We start from the raw sequence: 23288 nt of genomic DNA, 5'->3' as shown, positions 1-23288 counted from the left end.
ATTATCAACTCGAACCTATTTATAGGAGTGATAAAATGAAGATTTACGTTGATGCAGATGCTTGTCCTGTAAAAGATGTGATTATTTTTGAGGCTACGAATGTGGAAATTCCTGTTACCCTCGTTACTAGTTTTTCACATTATTCTAATGCAGAACAGCCAAAAGGTGTCGAAACAATTTATGTTGATTCTGGAGCAGATGCTGCAGATTACCGAATTATGCAGTTAGCAAAAAAAGAAGATTTAATCGTAACACAAGATTACGGTCTTGCTTCGCTCGCTTTAGCAAAAGGCTGTATCGTTCTTCATCATAAAGGGTACAAGTATACGAATGATAACATTGAACAATTGTTACAAACACGATATTTAAGTGCAATGGTTCGAAAAAGTGGTAAACGTACAAAGGGACCGAAACCATTTACAGCAGAAGATAAAGAGAAATTTAGAGCACTCTTTAAAAGTATGATCTCACTTTAAAAATGAATCGTCTATTTGCTAGGAAAACTTCGCAAAACAAAGAAGAGAATATCGTAATGAACATTCTCTTCTTGAGGTTTACCCGTTTAAAATGAAGGTAAATTATCTAAGTTATTTTCCTTTATACCATCCGGTTCACTACGTATAATATCTCTGCCATACTTATGAAATACGTCCACATGAGCTAACTTCCCTGATTTTGCTTCATTAAGAGCAGTCATATAATCTAACTCTCTCCCGCTACTTGTTTTAAACGCTATTAAATCTCCATCATCATTTTTACGAACGGCAACAATTTGTTCTGCTCCTGAAGTAACTTCCTGAGCTATTTCAAATTGAGCTTGCTCTTCTCCTTGATGTAAATAATCATTATACACTTTTTCAAAGTCTTTTTTGTCCATTAAACTCACCTCCAACACATTTTATTAGTATGGTTGGGATGTAGTGGTTTTATGTACTTTTCTCTTAGAAAAACTTATTTTTAATACCTACGCAACCCCTTCAAAGTCTCCAATATATCATCTGTAAATGCTGTACTACCCTCTGTCTCTAAAACTCTAAAATATAAACTTCTTAAGAAAGCTCTAATATTTTGTACTAAAATAGCATGCTGCGGATGTCGGATGTCTTCAACAGTTGCTATACTATGTAACCAGTTGCTCCACTCTTCTTCAGTTAAAAGATTTTGGTTACGTAACGACATAATTGGCGCTACTAATCTCTCATCCTCAAAGTGAATGTATACGTAGTCATGTAAGCGTACCTTCTGACGAACGGCAGCTAGTATTGCATATGAGAACTCACGATTTTGGATTGTACGCGCTAAAGCATCAAGCGCATCTGCTGCATGTGCAGTAGAGTGTGCCCAGCCTTTTCCTTCTACGTAGCCTCTTACATCTTCTTCTAAATATACATATTCCAGCACTTGTTCTGCCACACTGTACAGTTGTTCTTCAGATAACAGTGGTTCTCTTTCATGAACAGATAATATAAGTGGCGGAATTAATACGGAGAACGCACGTTTAAATACAGAGTCTGTTCCCTTTTCACCAATTTTATAAAATAAATAATCAGGACTAATCGCTTGTAACATTAATCCTCGTAACTCTTTTTGTCTAAATACATCATTTGTAATCCATGTGTGAAGCGTACTATAAATTAAATCATCACGTAATTCAGCATCAGGTGATCCGATATAATCTAACATCCACTGCGCATATGGATATGCATCCACATCTTCTGGTACAGCATAATTATTATTTTTAATTTGTAGTAGTTCTTCTTTTAATTCTAGTACTTCATTCATTAAATTTCCTGTCCCCTTTTTGCGTTTTTTATTGTCTTATCCCCTTTTATTTGCTTCATAAAATTAATTTAATTATAACAATAAATAAAAGGCTATACATATATTTCTGATTATGTATTACGCTCTTTCATGAAATATAACTTCTGGATTTTCTAAATCACTATTCTGAAATACAACATCCGCACACTCTATCGGATTATGCTCATCTATATACATCTTACAGGCCGCATGATATCTGGTTAAAAACATTTTCTCTGCTTCTTCATAACTTCCAAAAGCCTCCGTCTCACGCTTTGCGCCACGTTTTCTCGCAATCTCAAAATCTGTATCTACAAAGATTTTGTAATCAAATAAATGCTCAACTTCTTTTTTCAATAGAAACGTTCCATCTACTATTAATATCATATTTTGCGTGGCCACTAGTGGCTCATTATGTACAGGCATATCCGTTTTTAAATTATGAGAACTCGTTTCATATTGTAAATTCCCGTTTGGTCCTAAAGGCTTTAATAACCTTTCTTTGAAAGCTGTATAATCGTGTGCATCTTCGTAATACCCTCTTGCAGATTCTTTACCTTGTGCATAGCGAATCACTCTTGAATTATGAAAATCGTCGATGCTAGCGCATGTTACTGGTAACCCTCGTTTTTTTATTTCTTCCGCTAGTTCATTTGCAATTGTTGTTTTTCCTGAAGCTGTAATACCACTTACTCCAACTCTTGTTGGATGAGTTAAGTTTAATTTTAAAATATGATCTACAATTTCTTTCATGCGTTGTATTCGGTTCATGATATTTCCTCCTACAATCAGTTTACATAACATAATTACAGGTAACATTTCATATCATTATTTGTCGGTAAGTCGATATCCTATTTCGAATCGTTGATATATCGAAAAAATCGTTGATATATTTTAAGTTACGATAGATATATTTGAAAAATCATTGATATATTATGATTGGCTTACTTCCCCTTAAACCCTCGATACAATGCAGTCCGTAACTCTTGTTTGTATTCCTCGATTTCGGGCATTTCTAGTTCTTCAGCTAACCGAATTGCCAATTCAATATCATACGGTACACGTACGAGTTGAATAGAAAAGCTCGCTGCTTCTTTTTCATTGTAAGTTCCTTCAAATATTAAATAGGACGCTTGTGTAATTTCAAGAGGATTACCTACACTACCAGCATTACATAACGTTTTCCCTCTGAAATTTTGAACGAACGCTTGGTGAACGTCACCGTAGCAAACGACATCGGGTTTTCTTTCCCCTTCTATATTCTCTGTGAGCTCACTATTTTCGAACATACTAATACGTTCTTCTCTTGAAGCGTGTGGTTGAATTCTTTCATATAAACTTCTCGGTGAGGCGTGGAACATACGAATGAGTTTGCCGCTCATAAAAAATTCGATTGAAAATGGTAAACTTCTTAAATAGTTGTTTTGTTCTTCTGATAATTGTTTTTGATGCCATTTTAACGCTTCAAATTCAGTCGGTTTTGTAATGAAATCATCCCAGTTCCCCATTACAACTCCTTCACATTCTTTACGAATGATTTCAATTGCTTCACTGGAATGAGGTCCTTTTCCTACTAAATCTCCAAGACAAATAATGCGCTCGATTCCTCTTAATTTAATATCATTCAACACGGATTCTAATGCTTGAATATTACCGTGAATATCTGAAATTACTGCTATTTTATCCATATAAATTACTCCTTTATTTATTAAATTCGCTTGATTGATACCATTTTGGAATATAGGATGAAAAATCATTATGATCTTCTAAAATTCCATTTAACCTTTCCTTCATATCATCTAATAAATATGGTGTGCTTCGGTTTGTCCATACGATATCAGCCGGGAATATCATTGCTGCATATAATGAGTACAGTTTCCAAAAATGTAGATCAGGTTCTCCTCCGCAATAGCCGTGAACTTGTCCAACCGCAAATGGTTTGCTTATATTCGTTGTAAATAGTGCTACTTTATAAAAATCATGAATAGGATCACCAATATCGAATCTAGCAAAATCAATGACAGCCCGAAACTCATTTTGGTCAATCATTATATTAGCCGGATGAAAATCGTCATGTAAAAATACGATGGGACGATTTTTTAATAAATCTTTATGATTTCCTACAAAATCTATCACTGTATTTAAACGAAAAAAGTCTACTTCATATTCTTTCAACGCTTCTAAGTATCTCTCATATTTACTCCATATAGACATTTCCCATGAATTACTTTTATCTTCTTTTTCAATTAAATGAATCTTTTTTAGTACTTCTCCAGCCTTTTTTCCAGCCCTATACTGCTCTTCTGTAGACAACGTTCTTAATATATCTTCACCATCTAATCCATCAATCCATTCAAAAACTTGTACACATTTATTGAATTTAGTAAGACTAATAAAATGAATTAATTTTGGCATAGGAATATGTAAAGAATCTAGCTGCTGCATATATTCATATTCTTCCTGCTTCCGTTCAAAATATGATGAATCGCATACTTTAATAAAATACGAGGCCCCACTCTCTAATTCAATTTTATATTTCTCATCGAATGAAAAGCCTTTTGAAATAACAGTCGCTTTTAACATACGAGGCCATTCTAGTTTTCTCTCTATCTCTCTAAGGATTTCTTCCACAACATTCACCTCTATTAATATATGTACAAACTACCTAGCACTTCATGCTCTCGTTTATTTCCACCTGTAAACTCTACTGCAAATGGATTTTCGCCATTCTTATTCAAATGTTCTAGCACTAGCCCTTCTTCAATCGGTTCACAAAACTGTACATGAATATCTCCAAACACTACACTTTGACACTCAGCATTCCATTTTTCATTTTTCACAACTGAGCTTGTAGATAGTCCCATTACTTTTTTCCATTTCCGCACCGTTTCTCGAACGTTTTTCACTGCGTAATGGATCGTTTCAATTTGTTGTACTTTGTTTTTATGTTCCGTAATCGTTCCAATGTTACGTAAATCGTTTCTTCTTTCTTCGTCCGTTTCATTCCACTGTATAAAGAAAGGTAATTTCGGTCCGTTCTCTTCTTGCTTAACAAATAACATTTTCCATTCTAAAAGCCGGCCATCTTTTCTCATGCGTTTCCCTTCAAATGGCCCTATCGTATGTAAGCCGTGCTTCTTAAAGTTAACTGCTAGCTCCTCAATTGCATCTGTTAGGATCGCGATTTGTAGCATTCCTTCTCCATTTTGTAGTTTCACCACTGTTTCTTGTACTAATGGATTTTCTGCTTCTTTCGCTTTTTCTTCATGTTGAACTGCTAAAAATTCTATATATGATAAATCAAAATAACTTAAACTATTCCAAGTACCCCAATTCGTATGCTCTCCGCCTAATACAGTATGAAATCCAAGTTCCTGCATTTGTTTTGCCGCTTCCTCCGGTGTACCATGAACTGTGTGAACGAGATGATCAAATCGTAACATGTCTTTCTCCCCTTTCTCTCCATCCTTTTATTGTATATTTTATTTTTCTTTCATTCAATTCAAAAACTTTAAAACCTAGTTGATTTATACGATTAATATGTATTATAATGAAACAAATTTAATTATTGCTGATTGGAAAAACCAAAGGCACTTTTCTCATACGGGAAAAGTGTCTTTTTCATTTATTATTACAGGGGGATTATTTATGCAGAAATTAATTGTCTTTGCTATTATTGGATTTTTCGCTCAATTGATCGATGGAGCACTTGGAATGGCGTATGGGGTAACGTCTACTTCACTATTATTAATGTTTGGTATTGCACCGGCTGTAGCTTCCGCATCGGTTCATTTAGCTGAAGTGGTTACAACTGCAGCTTCTGGCGCATCTCATATCAAATTTGGAAACGTTGATAAATATACAGTTTCCAGGCTTACATTACCTGGGGCAATCGGCGCATTTGTTGGGGCATGTTTTTTAAGTAATTTGCCTGGCGATGTGATCAAACCGTACATTTCCATATTTTTATTCACTTTAGGGGTTTATATTTTATTACGATTCATCATTCAAAAACAAATTGTCACTTCAAATAAGCGTATGTCTGCAAAACAACTTGTGCCGCTTGGTTTATTCGCTGGATTCGTTGATTCAACTGGTGGCGGTGGTTGGGGGCCGATTACGACACCCGTTCTTCTAGCAAGAGGAAATGAAGCTAGAAAAGTTATTGGATCTGTAGATACGAGTGAATTTCCTGTTTCACTCGCTGCAACAATTGGCTTCTTCATCTCACTTGGCTGGGAACAAGTAAGCTGGGTTTGGGTATTTGCGTTAATGCTTGGCGGTATTGTCGCAGCTCCAATTGCTGCATGGTTAGTTCGTATCGTTCCAGCACATTTACTTGGGGTATTAGTTGGCGGTCTTATTATCTTTACGAATATACGTACACTGCTTACTACATTTAAAGTGGATCCAACTATTATTTCACTTTCTTATGTTACAGTTGGTCTTGTCGTTATTATTTCTATTTTCATTGCTGTTCGAAATCATTCCAATCGTCCTAACGCATCAACGGCTGAGTATCCAAATGATCAGAAGCAAATGCTACCATAACTATAAGAAATACCGCCCAATTTAGAGCGGTATTTTTTATTTTTCTATTTTCCAATTAATCATCGTTTCTGTAGCATTTACTCTCTTCATATGTAACTTTTCTAAAACACGAATCGAACTATAATTATCTAGAAGTGTCTCTGCAATTATTGTTTCTACCTCTCCTGTTTTGAAAGCCCAATCGATTAGTTCTTTTACAGCTTCTGTTGCATAGCCCTGATTCCAATATTTCTCAATGAATCCATAGCCAATTTCTACTGTTTGATCCTCGTTTGGTTTCCCTTTAAACCCAATATCACCTAAAACGGTATCATCTTCTTTCCGAAGAACATACCACGCCCCCCATGGTAATAAAGCCGCATCTTGTTTTACATTCTCTACATGCCCTACAATATGCGGACCGCTATTATATCCTTGCTCGTTAGCGACTTGAATACTCTCTTCTGTACACGGCACTATATAGAGCCTTTCTGTTTCTAATTTCATTTTGATTTCCCCTTTTTGCTTAAACGTTACTCTAATTATAACAAATAATAAAACTTTATCATAAATGTCGAATTATATTTTTCTGAATTTTCTTTTAATTTAGAGGGTTTTTCAATATTTTTTGCGAAACATTTGTATAACAATTTTTTCTTTGCTTATTGCTACATAATAGTAGGTTCGGGTGGAGTTTTGCAAGCGTTTCCTATACAATAACCGATATTTTTTGACTTTTCCTAACAAAATATCTTGCAATATATTCAGAAAGTCATTACAATTGCCATATATTAAAAATCTTAGCAATATATAAATCCTCATCAATCCGATGAGGTAGAGGTTGCGACTTTTAATAGTAAAACGGACGAGACACAGAGAATGTCAGCTGACTCCGTTTGAAAGGAAAAGTTGCCGAAGTTTATATTTCTTCTCTGGAAATATGAGCTGGGGCTGTCTCCGAAAGGAACAGAACTGTCACGTTTACAAAATTACCGTGTAAACGTGGGGTGCTATCTTAACGGAAGGGTATGATGGGGTGGTTATTTGTGAAACGTTCCGCCAAATTCCTTTGGCGGTTTTTTGTATTTTTCTCCCCCGCTCCTTCCTAACCTACAAGAAAAGGAGTGTTGAACATGAATAGCGCAACAAATCAATCTACCTCTAAAACGCAAACTACACAAGGACAAGGTGAATTAAAACGCGGATTAAAATCTCGTCACCTTACGATGATTTCTCTCGGTGGTACAATTGGTACCGGACTATTTCTTGCCAGCGGTGGTGTCATCCATACAGCTGGACCTGGTGGCGCATTAATTGCATACGCCGCAATTGGAATTATGGTTTATTTTTTAATGACAAGTTTAGCTGAACTTGCAGCTTACATGCCTGTTACTGGATCTTTTAGCACGTATGCAACAAAATTTGTTGATCCATCACTTGGCTTTGCACTTGGATGGAACTATTGGTATAACTGGGCAATTACGATTGCTGCTGAACTTGCAGCCGTAACATTAATTATGAAATTTTGGTTCCCAGATACCCCTTCTCTTATTTGGAGCGGATTATGTTTAGCTATTATTTTCCTTTTAAACTATTTATCTGTTAAAGGGTTTGGTGAATCTGAATATTGGTTCGCACTTATTAAAGTAGTTACGATTATTATCTTTTTAATTGTTGGTTTCATGATGATTTTCGGCATTATGGGCGGTGAAACGGTTGGATTTAAAAACTTCACTGTTGCAGATGCACCATTTAACGGCGGTATCATGGCAATTATCGGTGTGTTTATGGCAGCTGGTTTCTCATTCCAAGGTACTGAACTATTAGGAGTAGCTGCTGGTGAAACGTCTGATCCAGAACGTAATATCCCAAAAGCAATTCGTTCAATCTTTTGGCGTATTCTTTTATTCTATATCCTTGCGATTCTCGTTATCGGTTTATTAATTCCTTATACAACTGAAAGCCTTGCTGCAAGTGATGTTACAGTAAGTCCGTTTACACTTATTTTTGAAAAAGCGGGCGTTGCCTTTGCTGCTTCTGTTATGAACGCTGTTATTTTAACTGCTGTACTATCTGCTGGTAACTCTGGTATGTATGCATCAACTCGTATGCTTTGGGATTTAGCACGCCAAGGAAAAGCACCAAAGTTTCTTGGTAAATTAGATAGCCGCGGTGTACCTGTTAACGCGTTAATCGTAACGTCAATTGTTGGTAGTATTGCTTTCATTGCTTCTTTATTCGGTGACGGTGTTGTATACATTTGGTTATTAAACGCATCTGGAATGTCTGGTTTTATCGCATGGGTTGGAATTGCAATTAGTCATTACCGTTTCCGTAAAGCATATATCGCACAAGGAAAAGATTTAAATGACTTACCATATAGAGCAAAATGGTTCCCATTCGGTCCAATCTTCGCATTTACACTTTGTATCATCGTAATTTTAGGACAAAACTACGGCGCATTTATGGGTGAAGCAATTGATTGGAACGGTGTACTCGTTTCTTACATCGGTTTACCACTCTTCTTAGTACTATGGTTAGGTTATAAATTTACGAAAAAAACAAAAGTGATTCCACTTGATAAATGTGAACTAAAATAAAGTGAAACGAGCAAACAAATTTGTTTGCTCGTTTTTTGTTGCAAACCTCTTTACTTCCCTATTGCTCCTGTTTTTGCAATAATAAAGGAAATATAAATAAAGGTTGGGATACAATGAACATTCGCATTACTGATGAAGCGAAAGCAGCTATACATAGATTAGAACTTGAAGATAAAAAGATCGTTCGCATTAGAGGAACAATGACGAACTCTTGTAGTATTTTCGTTGATGTCGATTTAATTTGGGATACATATAACGCAGATGATGTTGTATATGAAGATGCAGAGCTTATCGTACAAATGGATTCATTCACGAAAGACTACACTGGTGATACGGTGAAACTTGATTATAAGACGACAGGTTTTAGTATTACGACTCCGAGTGAGACTTTGGTTTATGGATTGTCGATTAAAAAATAAAAATTGTTTTCATTTGACCACCGAGGTGAAAAAATGGGTAAATATGTTCCGTTAAAATTTTTATTTAATGAAGAATTAGCAGAAAAAATAGCTGATTCTATTTGTAAACACGATCCTTGTTTCTCTAAAAGCATCTTTGTAGATTCTGTAGCTTGTAAAGTTGAAAATTTAGAGTTAAAACAGCGTATTGAAGTAATTGCAGATGAATTACACAATGCTTTACAAAAAGATTTTAATGCCGCAATACATATATTACTGAAAACATTAGGACCAGAAAATACAACAGAAGTAGGCACATTTACAAATGGATATATGTACATGCCTGTTGCAAAATACGTTGAAAAATATGGGCTTAACGATTTTAAAATCTCGTTTAATGCAATGTATGAAATAACGAAAAGGAATACTGCTGAATATGCCATTCGGCCCTTTCTTGAAACATACCATGAAGATACACTAAACATATTACAACAGTGGATTCATGACGAAAACAGCCACATTAGGAGATTAGTTTCTGAAGGTACAAGACCAAGGCTTCCTTGGGCTAAAAAAATAGGAGCTCTAAAAGGTGATTTTAAGTACAATTTACAACTTCTTGAACCATTAATGAATGACCCTTCTAAATATGTTCAAAAATCTGTAGCCAATCATATTAACGATATTACGAAAAAAGATAAAGAACTCGTTTTCCAATGGTTACAACTATTACGCGATAAACAGCATCCTGTTAACCTTTGGATTATAAAACATGGGTTAAGAACGATGATTAAAAATGGTACTTTACCAAAAGATTTTTGTTTTTAGTAATTTAAATAAAAACCCTTCTACTTCAAAAATGAAGCAAAAGGGCTTTTTTTCTTTCAAACATTATCCTTGCCTTAAAATATTTTGAAACATTTCCGGCTTATTTCGTTCAAAACTTTCTATTAGTCCTTTTCCAAATATCGTTATACTCTTCTCCCAAGGATGACCTAAATAACCCCACTTAAAGTCCTTCTGAATAAAAAAGTAGTAATCTCCATTCGGAAATATTGGTATAATCCACTCATCAAATTCATTTCTTTCAAACTCTAAGTGAGGATTCACCCAATAACACTCATGTTGCCAATCTAGTGCCATTATATATTCATTCGATGCTGTATTTTCCTTAAACACTTGTAACGCTTTATCTTCCAAATCGTCATACACATCTAAATCTACCGATTCTCCAAAGTAATGAGAAATATTATATGTAATAAAAGGACTTGGCACCTTAAATGATGGAAATGTAGAAACACTTGGCGAAAACTCAAGTTCACTATATAACTTGTTCCAAATTCGATCATCCTCTTTGTCTGTAAACTCCATCCAGTTCTTCATTAAACAACACCTTCCCATGTAAGTTCAAAGGATTTTCACTCTATAATGCCGAATATATAAATAACCATTCTCACAAGGAGCGAATCTATATGAATCTATTCGAACACGAAACGTAAAACTGCCTCTCTTTCATAAGAGGTCCTCCCTTTTTCTTTTCTCATCATATCATTCATTTACGAAATAGGAGGACATAATTATGAAACGTGATCCATTATTTTTAACTTTATTAGAACGTGCAAATACACATTTTAGCGGCTGGGATTTTTCTTTCATTTCAGAAACGGGTCGAATGAAGAGTGAGCCTTTATCGTGGTCGTACGGCAGTACTGCTTTTCAGCTTATGCAACATGCAGAATCAATGCTCGATATGGGTACTGGCGGCGGAGAGTTTTTATCTATGTTACAACCGTTCCCGTCAACTATTTATGCTACTGAGGGCTACGCTCCAAACGTGCCAATTGCTCGAAAGAAATTAGAGCCTTTAGGGGTTACTGTTGTAGAGGTGAACGATGATACTGCATTGCCATTTCAAGATGGTCAGTTTAATCTAATCCTAAACCAACATGAATCATATGCTGCTTCTGAAGTAAAAAGAATCCTTTCTCCAAATGGAACATTTCTTACACAACAAGTTGGCGGTCTTGATTGCGCGGAACTTAATGACCAATTTAACACACCACTAAATAGTGAATTTGCAAGTTGGTCGCTTGAAGCGGCATGTAATGAACTACAGGAAAACGGATTTACTATCTTAGAAACAAAAGAAGAATTCCCTTTCCAACGCTTTTATGATATTGGCGCTATCGTCTATTATTTAAAAGCAATTCCGTGGCAAATTCCTGATTTCACTGTCGAAAGGTATTATGAGGAGTTATATCGTATACATGAGATTATCTTGCAAAAAGGATATTTTGATGTGAAGCAACATCGATTTATGATTAAGGCGATTCGTGACTAACGGAAAAGAGGTGGCAAAGCCACCTCCTTTTTTGTTCCGTTTACGTATGTTCTCTACTCTTTCACCATAAGAAAAGTTATATCATACATATTACAATTATGACCAATGAATTGTATTTCTGAAACTTATAATCACCTCGCATATATAACGAGAGCAAAAACGTGATTTTTCACTTTCCTCTTCTATTGAGAAACAAGTTGTTTTTCATATCGCTTGTTCGCATCATCTTCTTTCAAACATGCAGTTGTGTAATTAATAATATTCCGGTTATCGTACGTGAATATATGTTTTAACTTATTTTCTTCTGTTAATACTGTCGGTAAGTATTTTGGTAAATTGCTAACTACTCCTCTATTATCACCATCTAATATCCAATCAATTTCTTTCCATTCTAATAAGCCTTCAGCCGTACGTAATGGTGTATTCATTTGCATTCCATCTGGCAAATCAGCAACGAACACATACATTCCTTCACTAGCCTGGGGCTCATCTTTACCTTTAAAACCAACAGTCCCTTTATACGTTACACTTGAAAGTTCTATGCCCGTTTCCTCAAACGTTTCTCTAATTATTCCTTCGTATGGCGTTTCATTCTCTTCTATTTTTCCTCCAACACCATTCCACATCCCCATATTCGGCTTTTTATTTCTATTTAATAGCAGTATTTTATCGCTTTTTCTAATAAAGCAAATTGTGTATTTGTACATACGATCATTTCCTTTCATTTTCCACATGAGTTATTTGGCTTATTTTTAAGTAAAAACACTCGCCTTACAATTCCTTACTACATAATATATAGTACAACTTTCATGCGTAAACACTTTACGTCAAACGAGAGAAGCCTTTTTAGAAAGGAGAATTTAAAATCGATACTATAAGCAATGAATTTCTAAAACAATATTACGACAGCCTTGTGTGGTTAAAAGATACACATTGGTTTGGAGTTCCAATCTGTAAACTTCCCTCTGATCTCTTTTTGTATCAAGAAATCATTTATGAATTAAAGCCCGATTTAATTATTGAATGCGGGACTTTTCACGGTGGTAGTGCACTGTATTTAGCTTCTATGTTAGATTTAATTGGAAAAGGTCACGTACTTACTATCGATATAACTCCGCAGCCAAATCGGCCATCACATAATCGGATTACGTATTTAACAGCATCTTCTGTTTCTGTGCAGGCCATCCAAACAATAGTAAGTATGCGCAAACCTGATGATGTGATTTTAGTTATTTTAGATTCTGATCATAGTAAAGAGCATGTTTCCAAAGAACTCTTGCTATATAAATCTATCGTCACTACTGGCAGTTATATAATTGTAGAAGATACCTCCATTAACGGAAATCCGCTTCTTCCCGATTGGGGTCCTGGCCCAATGGAAGCTGTGGAAGAGTTTTTAACTAAAAACAATAACTTCATAATCGACGAGTCTAAACATAAATTTTTCATATCATTTAATCCAAAAGGTTTTTTAAAGAAAATAAAGTGAAACTTTAATAAGTGGGGTTTTGCTCATCCCCCACTTATTCTATCATTTTCATTTTTGAAAAAGGATAATATACAAATTCCACCTTGCCAATTATGTTATCTTCTTTAATATATCCTAAGCCATTGCGACTATCTCTACTTACTTCGCGGTTATCTCCCATTACAAATAACTTATTTGGCGGAATTTTTGTCTTTTGAAAGTTATAAAACACTTGTGTGTTGTTAAATAAATCTTTGTTCGTATATGGTTCTTCTTGCTTTTTATCGTTCACATATACCTTTCCGTTCGTTATGTTAATTACATCACCAGGAAGCCCTATTACACGTTTCACATAATATTTCGATTCATCCTCTTCTTTTATAATGACAATTTCTCCGTGTTGTAAATTAGAAAGACGTACTACCGCTTTATTTACAAATACGTAGTCTTCTTCATATAAAGTCGGCTGCATCGATTCCCCTTCCACCTTACATAAAGTAAAAGAATGGTAGCCTATGACTATCACCACTATAAATAGTATGTACTTTCCCCAGCCTCTCTTAATCTCCTTTTTCATATCCATTCCCACCTTATAAAGCGCTTTTTAACTCAAAAAATATATCACTGCACAATATGTTTCCATGCAGTGATACTATTTTTACTGTGCCTTGTTCGGTTGTTCTACTGGAATTGAATTTGTATTTGATCTATTTGTTTTTAATTCAAAATACGCATCCAAAATCTCTTTACCAATCGCAGAATTAATTCCTGATTTATCATCATTCACCCATGGTACAACAACTGAAAAAGCTACTTCCGGATCCGCATCATATGGTGCATAACCGGCAAGAGTTAAATTATAACATTTTTTTCGGTTGTTGTTCTCATCTCTTCCAATATCACTTTCTCCACCATATACTGTCTCAGCTGTTCCTGTTTTTCCCGCTGGTTTATATGGTAGACCTTTAAATGTTCCGGTTCCGGTTCCGTCAGCTTCTTGAAAAACTCTTCTAAATCCTTCTTTTACATGATTAATGTACGAAGTTTCCATATCCACTCTATTTAATACAACTGGTTCAATCGACCGAACGACTTTTCCTGCATCCTCTGGTCTATTCGGTTGCTCTCTAACTTCTTGTACAATTTGTGGTTTCATTCGGTAACCGCCATTTGCAATGGTTGAAATATATTGCGCAAGCTGAAGCGGCGTATATGTATCATACTGTCCAATCGCGTAATCAAGTAAAAATCCGGGTATGTTATCAGTTCTACCTATTTGACCGATCGATTCATTTGGCAGGTCAATACCAGTCGAAACACCTAGGCCAAATTGTCTAAAATAGTAGCGCATTTTATTAAATGTTTCTTGTTTAATATCTAATGGATTGTTTGGAACATAATTAATGCCTGCCATTTTTAAAGCTGTATTAAACATATAAACGTTCGATGACACTTGCAAAGCTCTTAAATCATCAATATCCCCAAATTCTTTCCACGATTTCTTCGGCTTAGAACTTCCTTTAAAATACATTGGCGCATCAAAGAAGTGTGTATACGGCTTAATCGCTTCTGTTTGATATCCAGTTAATAAAGTAGCCCCTTTTACAGTTGACCCTAACTCATAAGAACTTGTCATCGTTCCTAATGCATAATCTTCTATTTGCATACCGCCATCTTTATTTACAATTTTCTTTCCTGCCATTGATAAAATTTGACCGTTTTTCGGATTCATCATTACTACGAACGCACGATCCATCATCGGCTCTGCAGCATGAAAGGCTCGTAAATTCTTTTCAAGGCTTCCCTCTACTCTTTTCTGTAAATCCATATCGACTGTTAACATCAAGTTATTTCCACTTTTTCCTTCAGTCACTTTTTCTGTTCGAACAATCTTCCCTGCTTTATCCATAATATTTTTAGACTGTTCTTTCGTTCCATGTAGTGCATCTTCGTATTGTTTTTCGATGTAACTTTTACCAATACGGTCGTTTCGATTATAATCACGAACTAAATAATAATCTAATTGTTCTCTTGGCAACCCTTCATTTTCATTAGAAACGCTACCTAGTATAGAGCGCAGTATTTTATCATTTGGGTATTCACGTTCCCAATCTACTGTTGTATCCACTCCCGGTAAACTTGCCAACCTTTCACTAACGACAGCATATTCATTTTCACTTACGTCTTTTTTAACGATTTGCGGAGTCATTTTATATCCCGCATTCATTTTGCTTTTAATTACTAATACTTCTATATCTTCCTTTGAAAGCTCATTTAATTCTTCTTGTGTAATTCTTTCCCGGCGCAGTTCTTCTACTTTTTTATCTAACTCTTTTCCTTCTATTTCTTGCTTTCTAAATTTACTCTCATCTTCTTTCGTTACTTTCGCTGCTGCCCGCTTTTCATTTAACTGCATCCAAAAATCTTTTTTATCTGTCTCTGTTAACTTATCCATGTCCTCTTGCGACATTTCAATTAGCTTAGCTAAATCTCTTGCTACTTGTAAAACTTCTTTCGAGTCCACTCCTCTCATTTTCGTATATGTAACGGTTCGTAATGGTTTATTATTTACAATAACGTGACCTTGTCGATCAAACATTTTCCCTCTAGGAACGGGAGTACTTACCGTTACATCTTCCTTTTTATTTACTTCATTTCTATACGTTTCTCCATCAATGATTTGTACTTTACCTAATTGAATTATAATAGCTGAAAATAAAAGAAAGACAATAAAAAATAGTACATTTAACCGAAATGGAATATGAGTCTTTTTCTTTTTCGATTGTTTTTTCTGCTCCTTTTTCTGTCTCATTTCGCTCCCTCGCTTCATTCTATTAACATTTCTACGCAAAATCATTATGTATCAAATTTATTTATATGATATATATAGAATTTTATATTAATTACTAAAGAAATAAAAGATTTAATTTTCAGTTTTTTAATTTTATAACCTATTTATTACCATTCCCCTTCATACGTCATAACATGAATTTTATTCAAACAAAAAACTGAGGTGTTCTCTATACACCTCAGTTTTTCATAAAAATAATAACTTATTTAACCGACGATAACCCTTCAACAAACTCACCAATCTTATTTTGAAAAACAAAATCAAAGTTATATTCCTGTCCTGTTAACTCTTCATTTACTAAAATAGTTGTTGCTCCTACTTCCCTCTTTGCAATTTGCGGGAATGAAGCGACAGGCTGTACTTTTAGTGACGTTCCCATAACGATAAGGACATCTGTTTCATATAAACGTTTGATTGCATTTTGATATTGCGGCAATGTATCTCCGTATAAAACAACGTCTGGATTTAAAATGAAATTACACTTCTGACAGCGCGGCACTTCATGATTAATCATATACTGTAAATCATAGCCTGATTTACATTTTGGACAATGTGCTGTTTGAAGTGTTCCATGTAAATCGATGACATGCTTACTGCCACCTAATTGATGTAAACCGTCAATATTTTGCGTTAAAATCGTAATATCTTTCCCTTGTTCTTCTAGCTCAGCTAAAAAGCGATGGCCACGATTTGGTTTATATTGATGGAACGTATTAATTTGAAAGATTTCTTTATAATGCTTCCAAAACTCTTTCGGACTCCGGTTATAGTACCCTCTTGATAAGTACATCTCCACATTCGCATCAGCATACAACCCATTTGCTGAACGAAAATCTGGAATACCACTTTCCGTACTTGCACCAGCGCCTGTTAATACTGTAATTTTCTTCGCTTTTTCTAAAATTGAACGTACTTCTTCAAATTGTTGCACAAAAATCACCTCTATGTATTTTCCTATTCTTATTATACCAGTTGTTTACAGGAGGTGTTGTACAATTCATTTTACTTAATGCGTTGCGCCCCCAACCTCTACAATATCTACTTCAACTGTCGTCGTTACTTCGATTGCCAATTCTATCCCCTTACGAATAGTAGAAAGTGACATACTCGGTTGCCCTGGATAATTACTCGCTTGTTCCGGTAAGAACGGAATGTGAATGAATCCACCTTTTATTTTCTTATCATGTTTCTCTAGTTCATGCATAAGTCCATAGAATAAGTGATTACAAACGAATGTGCCTGCCGTCTGTGAAACAGATGACGGTATGCCCTCTTCGCGAAGTTTTTTTACGATTGCTTTCATCGGAAGTGTAGACCAATATGCAATCACTCCTTCTTCTACAACTGGTACATCTACCGGCTGATTCCCTTCATTATCAGCAATTCTTGCATCATCAATATTAATTGCGACACGTTCTATCGTAATATCTGGTCTGCCCCCAGCTTGTCCGATACATATAATAATTTCCGGCGCTAGTTCTTCTATATACTCTTTTAATATGCTTATTGATTTATGAAATACAGTTGGTACTTGTTTGCTTATTATCTTGTATTCTCCAATTGTTTTTTCATGCAAACCTTTTGCTACTTCCCAAGCTGGATTGATATTTTCTCCGCCAAACGGATCAAACCCTGTTAATAATACTGTTTTCATAGTTTTATCCTCCTAATTAGAAACGATATACAAGGCCGTACATAATAAACATATTTATGATAAAAATTGAAAGAGCAATTGGTACTTGTGCTTTAATAACCGCATTTTTATCCTTTAGCTCTAAAAGCATCGCAGGTACGATATTAAAGTTTGCTGCCATTGGAGTAAGCAGCGTTCCGCAATATCCAGCAAACATACCGAGTGCTGCCATAATTGCTGGGTTTCCGCCGTGCATTTGAACTATTAAAGGTAAGCCAATTCCGCCAGTAATAACAGCAAACGCTGCGAATGCATTTCCCATTACGACTGTAAATAGCATCATGCCTAAACAGTACGCCATAACAGCAACGAACGGATACTCTGTCGGTAGCACTTGTCCAACTAAGTCTGAAACAACTTGTCCAACGCCAGACTTCGCGAATATACCGCCAAGTGCTGCTAACATTTGTGGCAAAATAACAGCCCAGCCGACAGCTTGTAATAGTCTGCTTCCTTCTTGTACAGGCGTTGTTATTTTTGATTTTGTAATACGCATCGCCGCAACGAATGCGAGTAATGCACCAAGCGCTAATGCAACTAATGTTACTTTATCTGGATCAACAAGAGAGACATTTCCCCATTTAATTTTCCCTAACGTCAACGTACCGATAATTGTAAAAATAGGAATTAATAGTGCAGGCATAAAAATTTTATTTTTTAATTTCTCAGCATGTTTCACACGTTCTTGTACTGGAACTTCTTTTTCCTCTGATTTTGTTACTTTATTTAGTGAAGCTAAAACGACCATAGCGAGCACTATACAGCCAACGTAAAACGAAGGAATTACATTTCCGAATAAAAATGTAACTGCAAACAATGCCCAAAATAAACTAGAACCGAATCTGTTTGGATGTTCACGATCGAATGCGATACGAACAGCGATAAAAGCAACGATTATCCCTAATACATAATAGATTGTATCCATTGTGATGATGTTCATATTAAATTGCCTCCTTCTCTTCTTTTCCTTCTGCCTTCATTGTTTTCTCTATATATTTATCAAACCTTCTAAATCTAATCCAGCTTACAATAAGTGCAGATATTGCTGTCGGAATGCCCCAAAGTGCCATATCCCATACTCCGACATGCATACCTACTGAATCGAAGAATCCTTTCATTAATAAAATAGCTCCAGTTGCGATGAAAATATCTTCTCCGAAAAACCAAGCTGTATTTTCAGCAGCTGCTGCGTTTGCTTTAATCTTTTCTCTTAATTTTTCAGGAAGTTTACCGTATTTACCTTGCGCGGCCCCTTCTGCCATCGGTGCAACGAGCGGCCTTACTGTTTGCGCATGCCCACCAATATTAAGCCCTAGTGCTGCTGATGATTCTCTTATCGTAAAATATGACATTAATACTCTTCCAGTTGTTGCTCCTTTTGATTTCGTTATAAGTGCTTCTGCTCTTTCTTTTAAACCGTAACGCTCTAAAATTCCGATTACCGGTAAAGTTAATATAATTGGCATAGACATATATCTATTTTCTATGAAAAATTTACCGAACATGCTGATCACATCATAAAAACTTAATCCTGAAACCATACCAGTAACAATACCTGCAACCATAACTACTAAAAGTGTATTTAGTCTAAATAAAAAGCCCACTGCAACAAGTAGTATTCCGATTAATTTAATCATCCCAGCACTTCCCCCTATTTTTTATTTCGGTGCACAAATAGAAATATCATTAAGTTTGAATGTTCTGTATATTCTTTCTGCAAATTGCACTGCTTTTTCCCCATCACCGTGTAAACAAATTGTTTGCGCCTGAACTGCTACTTTCTCTCCATTGACCGCATTTACATGGCCTTCTTTCACCATTTGAAGTACTTGCTTTATCGCTTCGTCTTCATCTTTTATAAGCGCATTTTCTTCTGTACGGCTCGTTAATGTACCATCTTGCTTATATGTACGATCCGCAAAAGCCTCTTGTACAAGAGTTACTTTGTATTTTTCTGCAGCCTGTATAAACGCCTCGCTATTTGCTAATCCATAAAGTAATAGACTTGGATTTATATGATAAATTGCCTTTGCAATTGCATCTGCAATTTCCGGATTAGACGCCGCCATATTATATAAGGCACCGTGCGGCTTTACATGCTGCATTTTCCCGCCTGCCGCTTTCACAAATGCGTCTAATGCGCCTGTTTGATATAAAACATAATCGTATACTTCACTTGCTGAAACATTCATGTTTCTTCTACCAAATCCAATTAAATCAGGAAATCCAGGATGCGCCCCTACTGCTACGTTATGCTCCAAAGCTTTTTCAACAGTTTGACGCATAATAGACGGATCACCCGCATGAAAACCGCAAGCAACGTTTATAGAGGAAACGAACGGAAGAATTTCATCATCATTCCCCATTTTATAAGCGCCAAAACTTTCTCCTAAATCACAGTTTAAATCGATTGTAGTCATAATGTATTCCTCCTAATTTCAGCTTCGTAAAGCGATGAATTTCTTTAATAGATTCATATTTACTTCTTGTTCTATGTACAATTGTTCCGCTTCTTCAAGCGTAATTTTCTCAAAAGAAACATAGTCCCCCGGCTTTAGCTGGGCAAGAAGAGGTAAATCTACTGAAATGATATTTCCCATTCTCGGATAGCCACCTGTCGTTTGCCTATCTGCCATTAATATAATCGGCTGTCCACCATTAGGAACTTGAATGGTTCCAAATGTAACAGGACTCGATAAAATCTCTTTTTCTTCAATCCTATTTAAAACTTCTCCCTCAACCCTATAGCCCATACGGTCAGCATAATTAGATACCTTATACTCTTTCGTAAAAAATGCCTTTCTACTTTCTTCTGTAAATTGATTATATTCAAAGTCAGCTATGACACGAAGCTTAGGATGTTTCTTATACTTTGGTAGTACGCTGTTGCTAATTGCCCACTTCGTTTTTATACACTCATCTTTTTGTAAGTCTTGAATGAAACGATTCGCCATTTCTGGTTGTGCACCAATTTGGAAGTAGTCACCCTTTTTCAGCATTCTTCCTTCTATACCACCAATCGCAGCAAGTATGTACGTACTTTTGCTTCCCATTGTACGCTCAATATGTATACCACCCGCAAAAGTTACATACGCTCTGCAACCACTTTTCACTTTTCCAAAACAAAGCATACTACCTTCTTCCGCTAAAATGGGACGCCATAACGGGATACGTTCTCCATTCAATAACGGTTCCATATCTGCTCCGCCAATCGCAAGTAAAGTCGTTTTCTTTATTAACAATTTAGGTCCCATAATCGTCATTTCGAGTCCCGCTTCATTCTCCTCATTACCAACTAACATATTGATCATCCGAAGTGCACTTTGATCCATAGTCCCGCCAACTGGTACACCGTATTGTTGATAATGAGATCGCCCTAAATCTTGGACTGTTGTAAACATTCCTGCATGCAAAACCTCTACATCCATTCTTTAGCCCCCTCAAGTGATACGTACTCTTCCTTCGTTATTGGGATAAATCGTAAATACATACCGCTTTGAATAAAGGTTGGTGTTTCTTCTTCCGGATTAAATAAGGAGATTGGTGTTCGACCAATAATATTCCATCCGCCCGGTGTTTCAAGTGGATAAATACCTGTTTGATTTCCGCCGATTCCTACCGAACCAGGTGAGATTTGTAACCGCGGTATTTCTTTTCTAGGTGTTTCTAATTCTTTTGATAGTCCTCCTAAATACGGGAACCCTGGTGTAAAACCTAACATATATACAAAATATGTAGTTTCACTATGTATTCGAATCACATCTTCTACTTGTAAACCTTTATAATGTGCAACCTCTTCTAAATCAGGTCCATATTCTCCCCCGTAGCACACTGGTATAGAAATATGTTTCACATCCTGTTTTACTTCTTCTTTATAAGAATCACACAGCTCCTTTATATACTGGCGAACGTAATCATATGACCTTTCACTTCTCTCATTTCTCTTCCATACTTCGTATACATTGTAGTAAACAGCTAATGAAGTAAACGACGGAACGCACTCAATCATTCCTGCAAACGGATGTTGCTGCAGTGCTTGAAATAACCGCTGTACTTTCTCATATATATCCATCTTAATTTCTTCACCAAATGTAACAATAATTGCTTGATCCCCTAACGCAGAAAATTTCATCCTACTCCCTCTTTCTATGCCAAAAAGCCGAGTTCTTTCGAAATGCGATGTGCTGTTTCTTTCACCTTAGCGATAAAATATGAAATGTTACTTTCGCTGTACTCAATTGCTAATCCCGAAATACTCATACCTGCTACAACCGTTCCATCACTTGCGTAAATAGGCGCTGCTATTGCGGCTGTATGATTTTCTAACTCAGAATAACTAATTGTGTAGCCTTCCTTTTTTGCCATTTGCAACACTTCTAGCAATTGTTCCTTATCCACAATTGTTCCATCTGCAAACTGTTTTAAATCCACTTCCTCTATGTATCTCCGTTTCTCGTCCTCAGAAAAATACGATAGTAAAATTCTCGGACATGCACCAGCATAAAGCGGTGCTCTTCTTCCAACCGCCGTATACACGCGTACTGGCTGAACACCTTCCATCTTTTCAACATAAATTGCGTCATTACCATCTTGAATTATTAAATTAACTGCCTGTCCTAAACTATCTCTAAGTTCTTTCATATAAGGAATTGCTATATTCCTTACTGATAATCGTTGTGAAACAAGTTGACCGAACCGTAAAAATACGACCCCTAAACGATATTTCCCCTTTTCGTTTTTTTGTAAAAACTCCATCTCTTCTAACGAGCCAATTAAACGATAAACAGATGTTTTCGGCATATTTGTAAGCTGAACCATCTCAGTTAAACTTAACTCTTCATGCGCATAAAACAACTCTAAAATATCCATTGTCTTAACTGCCGTTTTATTTATACTCATTCTATCTCCCTTTCGTTCCGAATTACGGAACTTAAATTCCGTTTTTCGAAACAAACATATAATTTAAAATTATAAAATATTCTTTCAATTCAATCAATAGATTTTAAGCAAATAAAAAAGTATGGAAGAATATCTCTCCCATACTTCACCACACTTTATAACGCTCTTACTTGTTCCAACGGCCAGAAAACAGCTTGTCCTTTTCCGACAATTTCATCTTCTGAAATAAAGCCAAACATGCGACCATCCTTAGAAACTTCACGATTATCCCCTAAAACAAATACTTGGCCTTCTGGCACTTTCGTTTTCCCAGTGATTTGTTCTAACGTAAAGTCTGGAGTTAATACACGGCCTACTGCTTTTTCTTTAAACTTTTTTAAATATGGTTCTTCCATCGCTTTTCCGTTTACATATAAAACATCATTTTTATACTCAACTGTATCGCCTGGCAAACCAATTACTCGTTTTACTAAATCGTATCCTTCTTTTCCGTGGAAGACGATAATATCAAAGCGATCTAATCCACTTATACTATAACCAATCTTATTCACTAGAACTCGTTCGTTATTTTTTAAAGTGGGCATCATTGATTCACCTTGCACTAAAGAAGGTGTAAATAAAACACCGCGAATAATAGCAATTAATACAAGGGTAAAACCTATCGTTTTAGCCCAAGAGAATAATTCTTTCTTCGTATTTTCCTTCATCGTT

27 protein-coding genes and 1 riboswitch are annotated in these 23288 nt (G+C 35.8%); of the genes, 7 read left to right on the top strand and 20 right to left on the bottom strand.

The genetic code is table 11. From position 1 onward, the window contains the following. Nucleotides 1-35: 35 nt before the first annotated feature. Nucleotides 36-476, top strand: a complete 441-nt coding sequence (locus ACO6VI_RS16395; protein WP_000708772.1) for a YaiI/YqxD family protein — start codon at nucleotides 36-38, stop codon at nucleotides 474-476. Between the two features lie 86 nt (nucleotides 477-562). On the opposite strand, the gene ACO6VI_RS16390 is transcribed toward ACO6VI_RS16395, so the two are convergent. The 6 genes from ACO6VI_RS16390 to ACO6VI_RS16365 form a co-directional block, all read right to left on the bottom strand. Beyond that, nucleotides 563-877, bottom strand: a complete 315-nt coding sequence (locus ACO6VI_RS16390) for a DUF3892 domain-containing protein (protein WP_000358159.1) — start codon at nucleotides 875-877, stop codon at nucleotides 563-565. Nucleotides 878-957: 80 nt separating this feature from the next. Beyond that, on the bottom strand, nucleotides 958-1782 hold the full coding sequence (locus ACO6VI_RS16385; protein WP_063547764.1) for a DUF2785 domain-containing protein: 825 nt from the start codon (nucleotides 1780-1782) through the stop codon (nucleotides 958-960). 117 nt (nucleotides 1783-1899) lie between these two features. Then, complete coding sequence (locus ACO6VI_RS16380; RefSeq protein ID WP_063547766.1) at nucleotides 1900-2571, bottom strand: AAA family ATPase; 672 nt, start codon at nucleotides 2569-2571, stop codon at nucleotides 1900-1902. 173 nt (nucleotides 2572-2744) lie between these two features. Beyond that, nucleotides 2745-3488, bottom strand: a complete 744-nt coding sequence (locus ACO6VI_RS16375; RefSeq protein ID WP_023522336.1) for a metallophosphoesterase family protein — start codon at nucleotides 3486-3488, stop codon at nucleotides 2745-2747. A gap of 13 nt (nucleotides 3489-3501) precedes the next feature. Further along, nucleotides 3502-4431 carry an aminoglycoside phosphotransferase family protein gene (locus tag ACO6VI_RS16370; protein WP_023522337.1) on the bottom strand — a complete coding sequence of 310 codons (930 nt, stop codon included), beginning with the start codon at nucleotides 4429-4431 and terminating at the stop codon, nucleotides 3502-3504. Nucleotides 4432-4445: 14 nt separating this feature from the next. After that, entirely contained in the window at nucleotides 4446-5243 is a 798-nt protein-coding gene (locus tag ACO6VI_RS16365; protein WP_063547768.1) for a VOC family protein, read from the bottom strand. 205 nt (nucleotides 5244-5448) lie between these two features. Between ACO6VI_RS16365 and ACO6VI_RS16360 the strand changes: the two genes are divergently transcribed. Beyond that, nucleotides 5449-6351 (top strand): sulfite exporter TauE/SafE family protein, encoded by a 903-nt coding sequence (locus ACO6VI_RS16360; protein WP_023522339.1) that lies wholly within the window; start codon nucleotides 5449-5451, stop codon nucleotides 6349-6351. Between the two features lie 36 nt (nucleotides 6352-6387). On the opposite strand, the gene ACO6VI_RS16355 is transcribed toward ACO6VI_RS16360, so the two are convergent. Further along, the gene (locus ACO6VI_RS16355; RefSeq protein ID WP_088020641.1) at nucleotides 6388-6837 is read right to left on the bottom strand and encodes a GNAT family N-acetyltransferase; all 450 of its coding nucleotides are present in this window, start codon (nucleotides 6835-6837) and stop codon (nucleotides 6388-6390) included. Nucleotides 6838-7157: 320 nt separating this feature from the next. After that, nucleotides 7158-7351, top strand: a riboswitch (Lysine riboswitch). A gap of 112 nt (nucleotides 7352-7463) precedes the next feature. Here ACO6VI_RS16355 and ACO6VI_RS16350 point away from each other — a divergent pair. The 3 genes from ACO6VI_RS16350 (at nucleotide 7464) to ACO6VI_RS16340 (ending at nucleotide 10153) form a co-directional block, all read left to right on the top strand. Beyond that, on the top strand, nucleotides 7464-8930 hold the full coding sequence (locus tag ACO6VI_RS16350; RefSeq protein WP_001083396.1) for an amino acid permease: 1467 nt from the start codon (nucleotides 7464-7466) through the stop codon (nucleotides 8928-8930). Nucleotides 8931-9043: 113 nt separating this feature from the next. After that, nucleotides 9044-9349 carry an iron-sulfur cluster biosynthesis family protein gene (locus tag ACO6VI_RS16345; protein ID WP_001026167.1) on the top strand — a complete coding sequence of 102 codons (306 nt, stop codon included), beginning with the start codon at nucleotides 9044-9046 and terminating at the stop codon, nucleotides 9347-9349. 33 nt (nucleotides 9350-9382) lie between these two features. Then, a complete protein-coding gene (locus ACO6VI_RS16340; protein WP_422423660.1) occupies nucleotides 9383-10153 on the top strand; it encodes a DNA alkylation repair protein in 771 nt (256 codons plus the stop codon). 63 nt (nucleotides 10154-10216) lie between these two features. Here the strand turns inward: ACO6VI_RS16340 and ACO6VI_RS16335 are convergent, their stop codons facing one another. Beyond that, entirely contained in the window at nucleotides 10217-10708 is a 492-nt protein-coding gene (locus tag ACO6VI_RS16335) for a DUF2716 domain-containing protein (protein ID WP_000800539.1), read from the bottom strand. Nucleotides 10709-10904: 196 nt separating this feature from the next. Between ACO6VI_RS16335 and ACO6VI_RS16330 the strand changes: the two genes are divergently transcribed. Further along, on the top strand, nucleotides 10905-11666 hold the full coding sequence (locus ACO6VI_RS16330; protein ID WP_088020639.1) for a class I SAM-dependent methyltransferase: 762 nt from the start codon (nucleotides 10905-10907) through the stop codon (nucleotides 11664-11666). A 182-nt stretch (nucleotides 11667-11848) separates the two neighbouring features. Here ACO6VI_RS16330 and ACO6VI_RS16325 read toward each other — a convergent pair whose 3' ends face one another. Beyond that, a complete protein-coding gene (locus ACO6VI_RS16325; RefSeq protein ID WP_016512636.1) occupies nucleotides 11849-12373 on the bottom strand; it encodes an NUDIX hydrolase in 525 nt (174 codons plus the stop codon). 158 nt (nucleotides 12374-12531) lie between these two features. Here ACO6VI_RS16325 and ACO6VI_RS16320 point away from each other — a divergent pair, with 158 nt between their 5' ends. Then, the gene (locus tag ACO6VI_RS16320; protein WP_265736938.1) at nucleotides 12532-13155 is read left to right on the top strand and encodes a cephalosporin hydroxylase family protein; all 624 of its coding nucleotides are present in this window, start codon (nucleotides 12532-12534) and stop codon (nucleotides 13153-13155) included. 34 nt (nucleotides 13156-13189) lie between these two features. Here ACO6VI_RS16320 and lepB (ACO6VI_RS16315) read toward each other — a convergent pair whose 3' ends face one another. The 11 genes from lepB (ACO6VI_RS16315) to lepB (ACO6VI_RS16265) form a co-directional block, all read right to left on the bottom strand. Then, the gene (lepB, locus tag ACO6VI_RS16315) at nucleotides 13190-13711 is read right to left on the bottom strand and encodes a signal peptidase I (RefSeq protein ID WP_422423658.1); all 522 of its coding nucleotides are present in this window, start codon (nucleotides 13709-13711) and stop codon (nucleotides 13190-13192) included. 81 nt (nucleotides 13712-13792) lie between these two features. After that, nucleotides 13793-15946 carry a peptidoglycan D,D-transpeptidase FtsI family protein gene (locus ACO6VI_RS16310; protein ID WP_023522349.1) on the bottom strand — a complete coding sequence of 718 codons (2154 nt, stop codon included), beginning with the start codon at nucleotides 15944-15946 and terminating at the stop codon, nucleotides 13793-13795. A gap of 241 nt (nucleotides 15947-16187) precedes the next feature. After that, nucleotides 16188-16916, bottom strand: a complete 729-nt coding sequence (locus ACO6VI_RS16305; protein ID WP_063547776.1) for an NAD-dependent protein deacylase — start codon at nucleotides 16914-16916, stop codon at nucleotides 16188-16190. Nucleotides 16917-16991: 75 nt separating this feature from the next. Next, nucleotides 16992-17639 carry a pyroglutamyl-peptidase I gene (gene pcp / locus ACO6VI_RS16300; protein WP_063547778.1) on the bottom strand — a complete coding sequence of 216 codons (648 nt, stop codon included), beginning with the start codon at nucleotides 17637-17639 and terminating at the stop codon, nucleotides 16992-16994. A gap of 16 nt (nucleotides 17640-17655) precedes the next feature. Beyond that, complete coding sequence (locus tag ACO6VI_RS16295) at nucleotides 17656-18618, bottom strand: DUF979 domain-containing protein (RefSeq protein ID WP_001021658.1); 963 nt, start codon at nucleotides 18616-18618, stop codon at nucleotides 17656-17658. 1 nt (nucleotide 18619) lies between these two features. Continuing rightward, nucleotides 18620-19315, bottom strand: a complete 696-nt coding sequence (locus ACO6VI_RS16290) for a DUF969 domain-containing protein (RefSeq protein WP_000593392.1) — start codon at nucleotides 19313-19315, stop codon at nucleotides 18620-18622. A 21-nt stretch (nucleotides 19316-19336) separates the two neighbouring features. Beyond that, the gene (pxpA, locus tag ACO6VI_RS16285; RefSeq protein WP_069355857.1) at nucleotides 19337-20098 is read right to left on the bottom strand and encodes a 5-oxoprolinase subunit PxpA; all 762 of its coding nucleotides are present in this window, start codon (nucleotides 20096-20098) and stop codon (nucleotides 19337-19339) included. 18 nt (nucleotides 20099-20116) lie between these two features. After that, on the bottom strand, nucleotides 20117-21106 hold the full coding sequence (locus ACO6VI_RS16280) for a biotin-dependent carboxyltransferase family protein (RefSeq protein WP_023522354.1): 990 nt from the start codon (nucleotides 21104-21106) through the stop codon (nucleotides 20117-20119). Further along, nucleotides 21097-21810 carry a 5-oxoprolinase subunit PxpB gene (pxpB, locus tag ACO6VI_RS16275; RefSeq protein ID WP_000672267.1) on the bottom strand — a complete coding sequence of 238 codons (714 nt, stop codon included), beginning with the start codon at nucleotides 21808-21810 and terminating at the stop codon, nucleotides 21097-21099. Before pxpB ends, ACO6VI_RS16280 begins: the two co-directional genes overlap by 10 nt. Nucleotides 21811-21824: 14 nt before the next feature. Continuing rightward, nucleotides 21825-22577 (bottom strand): IclR family transcriptional regulator, encoded by a 753-nt coding sequence (locus tag ACO6VI_RS16270; RefSeq protein WP_023522355.1) that lies wholly within the window; start codon nucleotides 22575-22577, stop codon nucleotides 21825-21827. A gap of 155 nt (nucleotides 22578-22732) precedes the next feature. Continuing rightward, entirely contained in the window at nucleotides 22733-23284 is a 552-nt protein-coding gene (lepB, locus tag ACO6VI_RS16265) for a signal peptidase I (protein WP_000662498.1), read from the bottom strand. Between the last annotated feature and the right edge of the window lie 4 nt (nucleotides 23285-23288).

This window comes from Bacillus sp. PSXD-155 (assembly GCF_049310765.1).
Lineage (GTDB): Bacteria > Bacillota > Bacilli > Bacillales > Bacillaceae_G > Bacillus_A > Bacillus_A cereus.
Note: the sequence above shows the minus strand (reverse complement) of the source record. Positions and strands in the feature narration are given on the sequence as shown.